Here is a 14492-nt window from a genome sequence, read left to right as displayed (position 1 = left end):
CCTCGATCAGCGCAGATTGATGGTGGTGTTGACGCCATCGTTGACGCTGTCGTCGTCGAACCAGCGGCTGGTGACGGTTTTGGTCTGGGTATAGAACTGCACCACTTGCTTGCCGTACGGGCCCAGGTCGCCGAGTTTCGAACCACGGGAGCCGGTGAAGCTGAAGAACGGCACCGGCACGGGGATCGGGATGTTGATGCCGACCTGGCCGACGTCAATTTCGCTCTGGAATTTACGCGCCGCCGCGCCACTCTGGGTGAACAGGCCGGTGCCGTTACCGAACGGGTTGGCGTTGACCAGGGCGATGGCTTGGTCGAGGGTGTCGACTTCCAGCACCACCAGCACCGGGCCGAAGATTTCCTGGGTGTAGATCTGCATGTCGGTGGTCACGCCGGAGAACAGGGTGGGGCCGACGAAGTTGCCGTCCTCGAAACCTGGAACCTTGATGCCACGGCCATCCAGTTCCAACTTGGCACCTTCTTTCACGCCGCTTTCGATCAGGTCGAGAATACGTGCCTTGGCGCGCTTGGAGATCACCGGGCCCACATCGGTACCGGCTTCGCTGCCGGCATTCACCTTGAGTTTTTGCGCCAGGGCCTTGAGGTCCGGCAGCCATTGCTTGGCCGCGCCCACCAGCACCACCACGGAAGTCGCCATGCAACGCTGGCCAGCCGCGCCGAAACCGGCACCGACCAGGGCGTTCAGGGTTTGCTCGCGATTGGCGTCCGGCAGCACCACAGCGTGGTTCTTGGCGCCCATCATCGATTGCACGCGCTTGCCGTGTTTACCGGCAAGGTCGTAGACGTGAGTCCCCACGGCGGTCGAGCCGACGAAGGACACGGCCTTGATGTCTTTGTGGGTGCACAACGCATCCACCACATCCTTGCCGCCGTGAACCACGTTCAGCACACCGGCTGGCACGCCGGCTTCGAGCGCCAGCTCAACCAGCAGCAGGGTCGACAGCGGATCCTGCTCAGAAGGTTTCAGTACGAAGGTGTTACCGCAGGCAATGGCCATCGGGAACATCCACAGCGGAATCATCGCCGGGAAGTTGAACGGGGTGATGCCCGCGCACACGCCGATCGGCTGGCGCAGGGTGTAGGTATCCACACCGCCCGCGACGTTTTCAGCGAATTCGCCCATCTGCAGTGTGCCGATGGAGCACGCATGCTCGACCACTTCCAGGCCACGGAAAATATCGCCTTCCGCGTCGGCAATGGTCTTGCCCTGCTCGGCACTAAGGACCACGGCGATGCGCTTGGAGTGCTCGCGGATCAAGGCTTGCAACTTGAGCATGATGCGCATGCGCGCACCGATCGGCGTCAGCTTCCAGGTCTGGAAGGCGCGATGGGCGGCGTCAATGGCAGCGTTGACTTCTGCGGGGGTGGAAAACGGCACACGGGCCAGTACTTGCTGGGTGGCGGGGTTGACGATGTCTTGCCATTCGGTGGTCTTGGACTCGACCCACTCGCCGTTGATCAGCAGCTTGACCTGTTGCACGGAAATATCGGCAGATGCGTTCATGTGGTCTCCAATTCTTGTAGGTATGCAGAGAACCAAGGCGTTGAATCGCCTTGAGGATGAGGCGTTCGGACTGTTTTTGGAGTATAGATGTGCAAACTTCTAATAAGAACGCACATAAAAGCCGGTCCAATATGCAAAAAAACATCACGTCACTAGGCTCCCTGAACTGGGATGACCTGAAGTTTTTCCTCGAAGTCGCCCGCACCCGCAAGGCCAGCGTCGCCGCCAAGCGCCTGGCGGTGGACTACACCACCGTGTCGCGGCGCATTACCTCCCTTGAAGGATCCTTGGGCACTCTGCTGTTTGAAAAATCCCGGACCAACGGCTTCGTATTGACCACCGAAGGCCAGCGTCTGCTGGGTTACGCCGAGTCCATCGAAAGCACCTTGCACATGGCCTGCGAACAGGTTTCCGGCTCCGGCGTGGCGTTGTCAGGCCACGTGCGCATGGGCTGCACCGAAGGTTTCGGCAGCTTCTTCGTCACCCCGCAACTGAGCCACTTCGTCGACACCTACCCGGCGATCTCCGTGGACATCCTGCCCCTGCCCCACTTCATCAGCCTGTCCAAGCGCGAGGCGGATATCGTCATTGCTCTCGAGCGGCCGGAGCATGGGCCCTACGTGTGCTGCAAACTGTGCGACTACAAGCTGCAGCTGTACGCGACCCAGGAATACCTGGACCAGCACCCGCCCATCCAGCGCGCAGCGGACCTGGCCGAGCATCCGTTTATCAGCTACGTGGATGATTTGGCGTTCAGTTCAGAGCTGTTGTACCTGGCCAACGTGGTGCCCGGCGCCAGCGCGAGCTTGCGCAGTACCAGCGTGATTGCGCAGTACGTGGCGGCGCAGCAAGGGCGCTCGCTGGCGATCCTGCCGTGCTTTTTGGCAGCGCAGGATCCGCGGTTGCTGCCGGTGCTGGGCAAGGAGATCAACATTACGCGGCAGTTCTGGATGTACTGCCGCGAGGATTTGAGGAAGTTGAAACGGATCACCCTGCTGTGGGATTACATCCGTGAGGTGACGGAGCAGAATCAGCCGTTGTTGATGGGGGAAACGCGGGAGATGGTGTTTGCGGATTAAATAAACTGTGGGAGCCGGGCTTGCCCGCGATAGCAGTGTGTCAGTCACCCAATACATCAACTGATACACCGCTATCGCGGGCAAGCCCGGCTCCCACATTGATTGCATTCCAACTCGAATTGCCCGAAAGCCAGACTAGTCCGCAATTACCACAATCGACACCCGGCGATTCTCGGTGCGCCCCGCCGCTGTCGCATTGGACGCCACCGGCTCGCTGCTGCCCAGCCCGCGCAGTTGTACGTTTTCCTCCTTCATGCCAACGCCTGCCAACACATGCGCGACGCTTTTGGCCCGACGCAGGGAAAGTTGCTGGTTGTAGGTTTCCTTGCCCGAGGCGTCGGTGTGACCGTCAACCCGCACGCGTTCAATACCCACACCCATCAGCGCCTTGCCGATGCGCTGGACGATCTCGGTGCTGGGGGCATTCAGGCTTTCGACATCGCTGCCAAACAGTACCTTGCCCGACAGGCCGAAGGCCCAGCCCTCGTCAGTCAGTTCGAAGCCTTGCTGTTTGAGCACGGCAATTTGCGCCGGTGTCAGGCCTTTGGGCGGCGGTGTCTGGCAGCCACTCAGGGCGAGCAAGGCCACGAGCAAGGTGATGAATAAAAAGCGTGCGGTCGAGAACAAGGGATCAACTCCTGTGTTGAACGTTGGCGGCGGGAGACTCGGATTCCGCCGTTTGCTGACCACCCTGGGAGAGCCGTTTGGCCTGGTACATCGCCGCGTCGGCGGCGTTGAGCAGGTTACCGGGGGTGGCGCCATGATCAGGGTAGACGGCGATGCCGATACTGAGTGAGGTCAATACGTGGGCGTCGCCGGGCAGCGCAATGGGCGCGTCCATGCTGGCGATGATTTTTTCGGCAATGCGCTGGGCGTCCTCGAGTCTGTGCAGAGGTGACAGCAAGATGGCGAATTCATCGCCGCCCAGGCGTGCCACCAGATCGTCTTCGCGCAGTTGCGCACGGATGCGCGTGGCCACTGCCACCAATACCGCATCGCCAGCGGCATGGCCGAAGTTATCGTTGATGTCTTTGAAGCGGTCGCTGTCCAGGAACAATACCGCCACTTTCTCGTTGAGCTTGGCGGCGCTGCGCAAGGCGCGGATCAGCCGGCCTTCGAAAAACGCACGGTTGGGCAGACCGGTCAGGCTGTCGTGGCTGGCCTGGTGGGCGAGGGTTTCGTTTTCGCTTTGCAGGTGGGTCTGCCAAGCTTCCAGTTCGTCGAGCAAGGCATTGAAGTCGTTGCCCAGGCTGTCGAGTTCGGCGATTTTCGCCGGCGGTACGCGCCGGTCAAACGCTCGCTCGCTGCGGGCGGCGTGGGCCACCGAGGCCAGGCTGTGCAACGGCCCCGTGATGCCGCGTAACAGACGCCGCGCCAGGTACAGTGCAACCCAGGCGCTGAGGGCGGTGCACACCAGGATCCCGGCGAGGCCGCTGAGCAGGAAGCGCAACAGGCTGCCGCCGTGGCCTGTCAGGTGCACGCTGCCGATGACCTGGCCCTGGTGCAGGATCGGCTGGGTGATGGGCTGCTCGAGCAAGGCATGCGCCAACTGAAGCTCAATCATCGACAGCATCCCGGTTTCCGGGCGCTCCCAATGTGCCAGTTGCTTGCCTTCAACGTTGAAGACTTCGGCCTCGGCCACCTCTTCTTCTGAGGCAATCACGGCCAATGCTTCAGTGGCCGCCGCGCTGTCGTTGAACACCACCGCCGCTTCCACGGTGTAGTTGATGGAGCGGGCGATCAGGTGCAGGTTGTGGTCGGCATACACCCGTAGCGCGAGCACGCCGAGCAGGGTCAGGGAAATACTCGCCATACCGACTGCCAGCAGCGCCAGGCTCAGGTGCCCACGCCCGATCACCGAACGCAAGGTAGGCCGCACTGGCCCTTTATCGATACTCATGACCCCGGCGCTCGACGTCGGGAAAGTTGCAGTACGCTCGGATGAATGCGCACACCGCTGCGGGCAACCGAGTCAAGGTTGACCTCGAACGACACCTGCTCGTCGGCCACCCGTAGGCAGAACAGGCTGCCCACGGTGCATTGATCGCCGCCTTCGCTGATGCTGAGCACCGGATGGCCGATCAGTGATGCGAACAGGCGGCTGCGCTCATCGCTGGTCAATTGGCCGATGTAAACGGCATCGCAGGCATTGGCGATGTCTGGATGGTCAGCCAGCAAACGCTGGACCACTACCGGACGGCCGGTAGCCTGGGTGGTGCCTTTGACCAGGTCATCGGTGTATTGGGTCGGCCCGACGATGCACAGGCGCAATTGGGCGGGTTCTACCGGCCAACGGGCGTAACTGAGGATTCCGAGGACCACCTGCGTGACCGACTTGGCTCGCTGATCAGCCATGCCGGCGAGGGGCTGGGCAAAAGCGAGAGGCGTGAAGATCCACAGAAGCGCCAACAGCAGCATTCGTCTCCAGCTCAAACTTCGCTCTGTGGGCGAGACAGCCACGTTCATGCAGCGATTCTCTTTGATCTTCTCGGGATGATGCCGCAACGATAGCACAACGGCGGAAAACCCCCGAGGCGACACCCAGGAGGATTCCGACATTTTATTAAGAAAAATCACACATTTGGATCAGAAATTTTAGATGACCCATCGGTCAGCTTCTTTATCGATCAAGTGCCCAGTTCCAGCATCAGTCCACTCAAGCGCTTCACCTTGCGACTCACCGCCTCTTCAAATACGCCCCCTCGGGGTTCGATCAGGCTGAACCAGTCCTTGGCCCGGGTGATGCCGGTGTAGATCAATTCTTTGGTAAGCACCGGGTTCAGGGCATCCGGCAGAATCAGTGCGGTGTGGGTGAACTCAGAGCCCTGAGATTTGTGCACCGTCATCGCATAAACGGTTTCCACATCGTTAAGCCGGCTTGGCAGCACAAAGCGCACGCCGCCCTGCCCATCGTTACGCGGGAACGCCACGCGCAGCACCTGCGGCCCACCGTCGCTCTCGGGCAGTTTCAGGGCGATGCCGATGTCGCCGTTCATCAGACCCAGGCCATAATCGTTGCGGGTCATCAACACCGGGCGCCCTTCGTACCATTGCTGGTCGTTGTCGATCAGCCGGGCCTTTAGCAGCGCGGCGGTGATGCGCAGGTTCAAGCCCTCGACACCCCACGGGCCCTTGCGTACGGCGCAGAGCAACTGGAATGCATCGAAGGCTTTCAGCAGCTTTTGCGCCCAGAGCGTCCAGGCTTCGTCATCCCGTGGAGTGTCGAGGGACGGACGCGCGGTCTGTAGCAGCTTCAGGTAATAGCGATAACCGAGGGCACCTTCACCATGGCCGTCCAGCACCAGGCGCTCCAGGGCATGGTCGTGCTCGCCCTTGAGGCTGACGCAAAACAGATCGGCATGGCTGCGGGCGGCCAGCAGTTTGCGGGCCTGTTCAGGGTTTTGCTGGTTGACCCAACGGGCCAATTGGCCGATGCCGCTGCCTTCGCCGAAACGCCGCGAGTAACGCAGCATCACCACTTGTTGCGCCAAGGGGTGGCTACCGTCGAGGTCTTCCTGCAAGCCGCTGGCGCCGAGGTCTTCGCCGCTGACCTGTTGCAGCCACTGGCGGGTTTGCGGGCTGTAGAAACCGGCTTCGGCATCGCGGCACAAATCACCCAGCACCGCACCGGCTTCAACCGAGGCCAACTGGTCCTTGTCACCCAGCAGCACGAGACGGGCATGGGGTGGTAAGGCATCCAGCAGGTTGGCCATCATTTCCAGGTCGATCATCGAGGCTTCGTCCACCACCAGCACATCCAGGGGCAACGGGTTGCCTATGTGATGCCGGAAGTGTCGGGAGCCGGGCCGGCTGCCCAGCAAACGGTGAACGGTGGTGACTTGGGTCGGGATTTTTTCCTTCACCGCATCCGGCACTTTCAGCGACAGCACTTGCTGGCTGATGGACTCGGTCAAGCGCGCGGCCGCCTTGCCGGTGGGTGCCGCCAGGCGGATGCGCAACGCGCTACCACTCTCTACCGCTGGCGCCTGCAACAGCGCGAGCAAGCGCACCACCGTGGTGGTCTTGCCGGTGCCCGGGCCGCCGGTGACGATGCTGAATGCACCGCGTGTGGCCAGGGCGCAGGCGAGTTTTTGCCAGTCGACAACGCCGTCCGACGGGGCCTGGTCGAACAGGCGATTCAAACGCTCGGGCAGATCGTTGGCAACGCTTTCGCGGGTGGCAAGTCGCAGGCGCAGGGCGCTGTCGATACGTCGCTCGTAAGTCCAGTAGCGGCGCAAATACAGGCGTTTGCCCGACAGCACCAGTGGCCGGCTTTGCGCGTCCTCGCTGCCATCGACGGCCAGTGCCACCAGGCGGCTGGCGGCCAGGGCATGGCACCAATGGGCGCCGTCCAGGCCGTCGAGCAATTGCGATGGCAATAGCATGACGCCGGTTTGCGCATCGCCTTCGGGCGGCAGCGACAGAGCAAAGTCCGGCGCCTTGAGGGTTTCGAACAGGTCCAGGCACACGTGGCCATGGCCCAGTTGGTGACTGGTCAGGGCTGCGGCCAGCAACACCAGAGGATCAGCCTGGGGATCAAGCTCATGGAGGAAGCCGACGAAGGCTTTATCCAACGCACGCAACCAGCCGCGCTGCACCCAGAGATCGAGCAATTGCACCAGGTCGGCGGCGCGACTGAGGGGCGTCAACTCCTCAAGCGGTAACGGCGACAGGCTCATAGCAGCTCTCCTTGTTCCCAGGCGGGCTCGGCCTTGGGTGGTAGCGGTTTGCCTTGGAACAGCAGGTCCAGGCCTTCGATCAATTCCCGGGGCGGACGGGTGAAATACGCACCCTGGCTCGCGGAATGGGTGCCCCGCAGGAACAGGTACAACGCACCACCGACGTGGCGGTCGTAGTCGTAATCCGGCAGGCGAGCCTTAAGCTGGCGATGCAGGGCCAGCAGGTAAAGGACGTATTGCAGGTCGTAACGATGATCGAGGATCGACAGTTCCATGGCCTGTTGTGTGTAGGCCGAATCGTCCGGACCGAGCCAGTTGGATTTGTAGTCAGCCACGTAGTAACGGCCTTCGTGTTCGAAGGTCAGGTCGATAAAGCCCTTGAACATGCCGTTGAGCAGCACCGGTTCGGCGGCCACGCGGGACACGCCATTGTGAGTGTGCTGGCACACCAGTTTGTCGAGCGCGAGGACATCGACCTTGTGACTGGCAAACCAGAATTCCATTTCGATCTGGTAGTGCTGCAACTCATTGAGGGCCGTCTGCCCGTTGCCCAGCGGCAGCCGGGCTTGCAACAGGTGCCCGAGCCAGCCGCTGAGAGTACCGATCCAGCCTTCCCATCCACGCCGGTTACAGCGGCGGGCGACAGCATCTTCGATGGCCTCCGGAGTCACGTTGAAGCCTTCGCCGCCCGCCCATTCCAGCAAGCCGTGGAGGAAGGTGCCAGGGTTTGGCCCACGTGGGAAACGGTGAATATCTCCACCGGAAGCCGGCACTTCGCGCGGGGCATCCGGGTCGAGGCGTTCGTCGTCGAACAGCTTCTGCGCTTGTGGGTTCTCCGGCGCTTCAAGGCTCGCAGCACTCATGCTCTCGCCGATACGCAGGGCGCTGTAGGACGCGATCCACCAGTTTTCTGCGGCCTTGCGTTTGGGCAACAGCGGCGCGAGCAAAATGGCTTCGTTGCGCGGCGGGTGGAATATGACCGCATCGGCTTCGGGCATTTCTGCGTAATGCAGCGCCGGGCAACCTTCCTGCAGGTCGAGCAGCCAGCGGGTCAGGCCGGCGGACTCGCCCAGTGAAGCACCGCCGCCGAGCAGGTAGCCCAAGGCCGACAGGTGCAACACCGAGCTGTTGTTATTGCCGCGCTTCAGGTCTGCGATCCCCAACCAGCAAGCGTGTTTGGCGCGGGTCAGCGCCACGTAAAACAGTCGCAGGTCTTCGGCCAGGCGCTCGTCATCGGCTTGGGCGATCAGCTCGGCGGTGGGCTTGAGGCTGACTTGGGATTTGCCGTTTGCGTCGTGGTAATGCAATGGCAAGCGGCTGCCGTCCACCGGCTTTGCCGAGCAAATAAACGGCAGGAAGACCAGGTCGTACTCCAGTCCCTTGGACTTGTGGATCGTCACTACTTTGACCAGTTGCTCATCGCTTTCCAGGCGCAGGATCTGCTCTTCACCGGCCTGACCGGAGAGCGCGAGATGTTCGGCCAGATGGCGAATCAATGCCTGCTCGCCGTCCAGCTCCGCGGCCGCCTGTTGCAGCAATTCCGAGAGGTGCAGCAGGTTGGTCAGTACCCGCTCGCCATCGCTGCGGGTGATCAGGGTTTGCGGCAATTTGAAGTCGTGCAGCAGGCGGCGCAGCATCGGTAGCACGCCTTGGGTGCGCCAGATCGTGCGGTAGTCGCGGAACTGCATCACGCGTTTTTCCCACGCCAGTTCGTCCTGGTTCAGACGCTCCAATTCGGGTAGTGACAGGTTCAAGGTGACGCAGGCCAAGGCGGCGCGCAGCGGGCGCTCGACGTCCGGCTCGGCGCAGGCTTTGAGCCAGGCCAGCAGGTCGTGGGCTTCCTGGGCGGCGAACACCGAGTCTTTATCGGACAAGTAAACGCTGCGTACGCCACGGGCAGCCAACTCACTGCGCACAGCTTGGGCTTCCTTGCCATCGCGCACCAGGATGGCGATGTCCGACGGCAGAACGCCTTTGAAGCTACCGTCTTTGCCCAGGAATCCCGCAGCTCCCTGCTGGCCGCCGTTGAGTAATGCAACGATTTGGCTGGCGCAGGTCGCGGCCAGCTGTTGGCGGTAGAGCACGTTGGAGATCGGCTGGTCGGTGGGCAGGTGCCAGAGGTTCAGCGCGGGCAACGTCTGACCGTTGACCTGCAGTTGTTCCTTGCGGCCTTGAGACAATACCGACTGGAACGGCACCGGATTCGTACCGTCGGGTTCGCGGAACAGGAACGCGCCGCGGCCTTTTTCGGCGCGCTGGAACACATGGTTTACCGCCTCGACCATGGCATGGCTGGAACGGAAGTTGGTGCCCAGGGTGTGATGGCGGCCGGTGGTGGATTGGCGTGCGCGCAGATAGGTGTAGATGTCGGCACCACGGAAGGCGTAGATCGCCTGCTTCGGGTCGCCGATCAGGAACAGGCCGCTGTCGAGGTGGTTTTCTTCGATGCGGTAGATGCTGTCGAAGATGCTGTATTGCACCGGGTCGGTGTCCTGGAATTCATCGATCAGGGCGACCGGGAATTGCTCGCGGATCACACTGGCCAGGCGTTCGCCGCCGTCGGCCTGCAGGGCGGCGTTGAGGCGGATCAGCATGTCGTCGAAGCCCATTTCGGCGCGCCGGCGCTTTTCTTCTTCGAAGCGTTTTCCTACCCAGCCGGCGGCGTGTTGCAGCACGGCGGCATCGGGCGTTGGCAGGGCGTCGAGGCTGGCCTTGAGACTGGCCATGGCGTCGATACCCGCATGGTGCGGTGGTTCGCCTTTCCAGGCTTCGGCCATGCCGTCGGGCGTCAGGCGGGTGAAGCCGGTGCCGATATCCAGTTGCTCAAGGGATTCATCAGCCGCCCAGGCGCTGATTTTTTCAAACCAGGGCTCGAAGTAACGCGCTTGCATCTTGCGACCATCGACGGCTTTGGCAGCGACGGCCTGGAGGCAAATGTTGCGCAACTCTTCTGCCCATTGTTGCCAGGGCGCCTTGAGCGCGACGAGGGCTTGGCGGCGTTCTTGTAGGCATTCGTTGATCAGCTCGGCGGGGGCGCGAGTTTCATCCGTGGGCCGCTCGCTGTTGAACAACGCGCGTACCCGTGGCATCAGCGCTGCCGGGCCGCCCCAGTTGTTGCGCACCCAGTTCAATGCATCGTCGTGCATCGGGTAGCAGAACAGGCGCCAGTAGTCGCGCAGCACTTCGCCGAGCAGGTCGCTGTGGTCGGTTTCCAGGGTCTGTGTGAACAGACTGCCGCTGTCGAAGGCGTGTTCGCGCAGCATGCGCTGGCACCAACTGTGTATGGTCGAGACGGCGGCTTCGTCCATCCATTGAGCAGCGATATCCAGGCGATTGGCGCAGCCTGGCCATTGTTCGGGGCTGTATTGGTCGCGCAGTTCGGCGATCAGTGCATCGGGCTCTTCGATTTCTTCGCGGAAAAAACGCGCGGCTTCGGCCAGGCGGATACGGATACGTTCGCGTAGCTCTTTGGTGGCGGCATCGGTGAAGGTCACGACGAGAATTTGCGGCGGCAGCAACTCGCGGCCGAAGCCCGATTCGTCACCGCCGTGGCCGAGTACCAGACGCAGGTAGAGCGCCGAGATGGTGAACGTCTTGCCCGTGCCGGCACTGGCCTCGATCAGTTGGCTGCCTTTAAGCGGGAACGCCAAGGCCAGGGGTTTTGTGCCGCTCATGCGCTGGCCTCCGCGCTGGTGAGTGATCGCCAGGGGGCGTTGATCAACGGTCGATAGAGGGTTTCGCACCAGCCTTCGAACTCTTCGCTGGCCATCAAGGCAGCGTAGTCGGGGAACTGGCGGGTGAGCGCGGGACTTTCACGGCGCTCGCCGTCAGTGGTTTGGCCGTCGCCTTCGTAGGCTTTGCTGGCGGCGGCTTGCGCTTTGGCCGGGTCGGTTTGGCCGAGCCAGGCGAACGCTGTTTTAACGGCGATCGGCAGTGGTTCGCTCATGCCGGTTTTCCACGCGAGCAACAGGTTGACGAGGAGTTCCTGGGCGGTGGCTTGCTCCAGCGGGGCCAATAGCAGCGTGTCATCGCTGGCGACCAGGCCGGTACTTAGCGGGAGGCCGCAAGCGCAAGCCACCAAGTGGTTCACCCACGGGCGAATCAGGCGATGCCACTTGCGGGTCTTGATCGAGCCGATGCTGTTGGGGATGGCGGTGACGCTTAGAAAGCTGCCGTCGCTGCGTTGATGCAGGCCGCTGATCCAACCTTCCAGCTGGATGCCCTGATGCTCAAAACTGATCGGCTCGGCGCTGGTGTGCAGGGTGGGCCAAAGGGCCAGGAGCTGCTGGTAACGTTGCAGCAGATCAGGCAAAGGTTCTATCAGTTCGTTACGCAGGCATTCGCCGAAGCCAACCATCGGCAACAAGCCACTGCCTTGCAGGCGCAGGGCTTGGGCGTTGAGGGCTTCGTCAAGGTTGTCGGGGCGCGTGAGTGCGGCCGTGAGCAAGCTGTCGCTCAAGCTATAGCGCTGCAGTGCGTCGAGGACGAAGGGTTCTTCATCTTCCAGCGGAACTTCCGCGGCTTCGAAAAACACTTTCAGGCGCTGGCTGAAGAAGTGTTTGACCGGGTTGCGCAAGAAGTCCTGTAGTTGGCCGAGGCTCAGCGGTTCTTCCTGGATGTAGGGTGCGAGGCTGCCGGTATCGGGCAGGCTGTCCGGGGTTGCGTGGAGCAACTGCCATTCGCGGGCGTAGCTGAACAGCTCGTCACCTTCGTGGAAATAGCGGGCGCTGAAGGGCTGGAGCGGGTGTTCCTGAGTGGTGGCTTCCAGGAGGGGGTCGCCACTGGTGGTGTGCCAACCACTGGCGATGTGGTCGCGCAACTGGCCGATCAGGACGGATGCCGGGCGGTCGCTGTTGTCGCGGATGCTGCGGCCAACCCAGCTGATGTAGAGCTGGTCGCGGGCCGAGAGCAGGGCTTCGAGCAGCAGGTAGCGGTCGTCTTCGCGCCGTGATCGATCACCTGGGCGGTAGTCGCTGCCCATCAGGTCGAAGTCCAACGGCGGTTGCGCGCGCGGGTAGTCGCCGTCATTCATGCCCAGCAGGCACACCAGCTTGAACGGGATCGCACGCATGGGCATCAGGGTGCAAAAATTGACAGCACCTGCGAGGAAGCGCTGGGACAGTCGGCCCTGGTCGAGCCCTGCCAGCCAGGCCTCACGGACTACGGTCAGGGGTAGCTCGTCGTGCAAGCCAACGGACTCGCAGGTCTCCAGCCAGGTTTCTCTCAGTTGCTCGAGTTGGCCCAGGAGGTAGTCGTCGTGCTCGTTGCTCGGGAGGAAAAACAGCTGAATCAGGTTTTGCAGGCGCTCGCCCCATTCTGTTGGCGCGGCGGGTTGTGACAGTGCCTGGTGGGCGTCGTGCAGTGCGTCGAGCAGCGCGACCAGCGGGCCGATCAAGGCAGCGTCGAGGCCGCCGATTTCATCGTAAGGCTCGATGCCGTCGCAGGCAGATCCCGTACCGACGGCGTAGCCCAGGAGCATGCGGCGCAGGCCGAAACGCCAGCTGTTTTGCTCCAGCTCCTGGGGCAAGCCGAGACCCGCACGTTGTTCGGCGTTGAGTCCCCAGCGGATGCCTGCGCCTTCGATCCAGCGGTGCAGGGTCGGCAGGTCGCGCTCCTTGATGCCGAAGCGTTCGCGCAGGGCCGGGACGTCGAGCAGGTCGAGGATTTCGCTGACCGGGAAGCGGCTGTCGGGGAGCTTGAGCAAGTGTTCGACGGCGATCAGCAATGGGTCGCGGCCGCGCTGGCCTTGGTCTGTCAGTGTGAACGGAATGAAGCGTAGGTCGCTTCTATCAAGTTGGCCGAATACGGCACGAATATGCGGCGCGTAGCTGTCGACGTCGGGGACCATGACGATGACGTCCCGTGGACGTAGCGTGGGGTCGGCGCTGAAGCGCTGGAGTAGCTGGTCGTGGAGAATTTCTACTTCGCGTTGGGCGCTGTGGGCTATGTGGAAGCGGATGGAAGTGTCGCGCTTCAGGTCGACGCTTGGCCAGAGTTCGCGGGTTTCGTTGAGCGGGCGCAGTTCGAGGATGTCGTCCTGGAGCTGGTTGAGCAAGGTGGTGGGCTCGCTCTCGCTGAACAGGTCGATACGGCCGTCGCGGAATGCCGAGCGGTAACTGTTGGGGTCGTCGTAGCTGTCCAACAGGTTGATGTAGTCGCGACCTTGTTTCCCCCAGGCAGCGAGCAGCGGGTGGGCGTGCTGGTGCAGGGTCTGCGGATCGATGGTGACCGGCATTCCGGCTTTGCGGGCCTGGCGTTTGTATTCGTTTCGGAGCAGGTCTTTGTCGGCGACGATGTCGGACCAGTGGTGGCGACATGGGTTGTGCACGCACAGCAGCACTTGGCTGAAACGGGCGAGGCCGGCGAGCGCTTCCAGGGCTTGGGCTGGCAGGGAAGAAATGCCGAAAACGATCACGCGGGAAGGCAGGCCAACCGGGGCTTTTTCGAGGGTGTTGATGCGCTCGATAAAGCGCTGGTGGACACCGGCACGACTCTGGGCCATGCCCTCCTCTCCGACATCCAGCAGCAGGGCACGCCATAGTTCGGCTTGCCAGCAGTTGGCTGGGCTCAGGGGTATGGATTCCCCACGGCCGTTGCGTAGCTGATGGCGACCGGCAGCCCAGTCTTCCAGCCAGTCGGCACGGTAGACCTGGTATTGGTCGAACAGGTCGGCGAGGCGTTCTGCCAGTTGGTAGCGTTTGCGTAGGTCCGTGTCGTGGGTCAGGAAGCGTTGCAGGGGCTCGAAGTGGGGCTGGTCGATCAGTTCGGGGAGCAGGCGCATGAGACGCCAGGTCAGTGGGGCTTTGTCCAGCAGGGACTTGGCCGGGATTTCATCTTTGCCCAGGACCATGCGATAGAGCTGCCACATGAAGCTGCCGGGAAGTTGTACGTCGATTGCGGCAGCGATGCCGCAGCCGCCCATGTCGTCATCTTCAGGGTCTTCGGCCAGCGCCAGTTTGAGCCATTGGGCAATGCCGTTGCTTTGTACCAAGGCGATTTCGTTTTCGAGGGGAGCCAGCGGGTAACGACGCATCCAACTGACAACCAGGCTGCGCAGCTCATCCAGGCGGTTGCCGTGAACCACCATGAATCCAGCACTGAGGGACGTCGCATCCGGCATAACGGCTTCCTTGGGAAAAGCAAAATCGAGGGATGGACTTTAGCATTGAAGGCGGCTTCAAGCTGCAAGCGAGGTCGGCCGGAATGTTTT

The 14492-nt window shown here is 62.1% G+C and carries 8 protein-coding genes; 1 reads left to right on the top strand and 7 read right to left on the bottom strand.

Annotated elements, in window-relative coordinates:
• Positions 1 to 6: 6 nt before the first annotated feature.
• On the bottom strand, positions 7 to 1524 hold the full coding sequence (locus K0H47_RS25755; RefSeq protein ID WP_093202143.1) for a CoA-acylating methylmalonate-semialdehyde dehydrogenase: 1518 nt from the start codon (positions 1522 to 1524) through the stop codon (positions 7 to 9).
• A gap of 131 nt (positions 1525 to 1655) precedes the next feature.
• Here K0H47_RS25755 and K0H47_RS25750 point away from each other — a divergent pair, with 131 nt between their 5' ends.
• The gene (locus K0H47_RS25750) at positions 1656 to 2603 is read left to right on the top strand and encodes a LysR family transcriptional regulator (protein WP_093202147.1); all 948 of its coding nucleotides are present in this window, start codon (positions 1656 to 1658) and stop codon (positions 2601 to 2603) included.
• 135 nt (positions 2604 to 2738) lie between these two features.
• On the opposite strand, the gene K0H47_RS25745 is transcribed toward K0H47_RS25750, so the two are convergent.
• The 6 genes from K0H47_RS25745 to recC form a co-directional block, all read right to left on the bottom strand.
• Positions 2739 to 3230: an OmpA family protein gene (locus tag K0H47_RS25745; protein ID WP_063033271.1), complete on the bottom strand. Its 492-nt coding sequence runs from the start codon at positions 3228 to 3230 to the stop codon at positions 2739 to 2741.
• Between the two features lie 4 nt (positions 3231 to 3234).
• The gene (locus tag K0H47_RS25740) at positions 3235 to 4503 is read right to left on the bottom strand and encodes a diguanylate cyclase domain-containing protein (RefSeq protein ID WP_063033272.1); all 1269 of its coding nucleotides are present in this window, start codon (positions 4501 to 4503) and stop codon (positions 3235 to 3237) included.
• Positions 4500 to 5069, bottom strand: a complete 570-nt coding sequence (locus tag K0H47_RS25735; RefSeq protein ID WP_063033273.1) for a YfiR family protein — start codon at positions 5067 to 5069, stop codon at positions 4500 to 4502. The genes K0H47_RS25740 and K0H47_RS25735 overlap by 4 nt, the downstream gene beginning before the upstream one ends.
• 161 nt (positions 5070 to 5230) lie before the next feature.
• Positions 5231 to 7282, bottom strand: a complete 2052-nt coding sequence (gene recD / locus K0H47_RS25730) for an exodeoxyribonuclease V subunit alpha (protein WP_219273829.1) — start codon at positions 7280 to 7282, stop codon at positions 5231 to 5233.
• Entirely contained in the window at positions 7279 to 10956 is a 3678-nt protein-coding gene (gene recB, locus K0H47_RS25725; RefSeq protein WP_219273828.1) for an exodeoxyribonuclease V subunit beta, read from the bottom strand. The genes recD and recB overlap by 4 nt, the downstream gene beginning before the upstream one ends.
• On the bottom strand, positions 10953 to 14402 hold the full coding sequence (gene recC / locus K0H47_RS25720) for an exodeoxyribonuclease V subunit gamma (RefSeq protein ID WP_219273827.1): 3450 nt from the start codon (positions 14400 to 14402) through the stop codon (positions 10953 to 10955). Before recC ends, recB begins: the two co-directional genes overlap by 4 nt.
• Positions 14403 to 14492 lie beyond the last annotated feature (90 nt).

The organism is Pseudomonas sp. Xaverov 83 (assembly GCF_019352905.1).
Classification (GTDB): Bacteria; Pseudomonadota; Gammaproteobacteria; order Pseudomonadales; family Pseudomonadaceae; genus Aquipseudomonas; species Aquipseudomonas yamanorum.
This window is presented reverse-complemented; position numbering and strand designations above follow the sequence as displayed.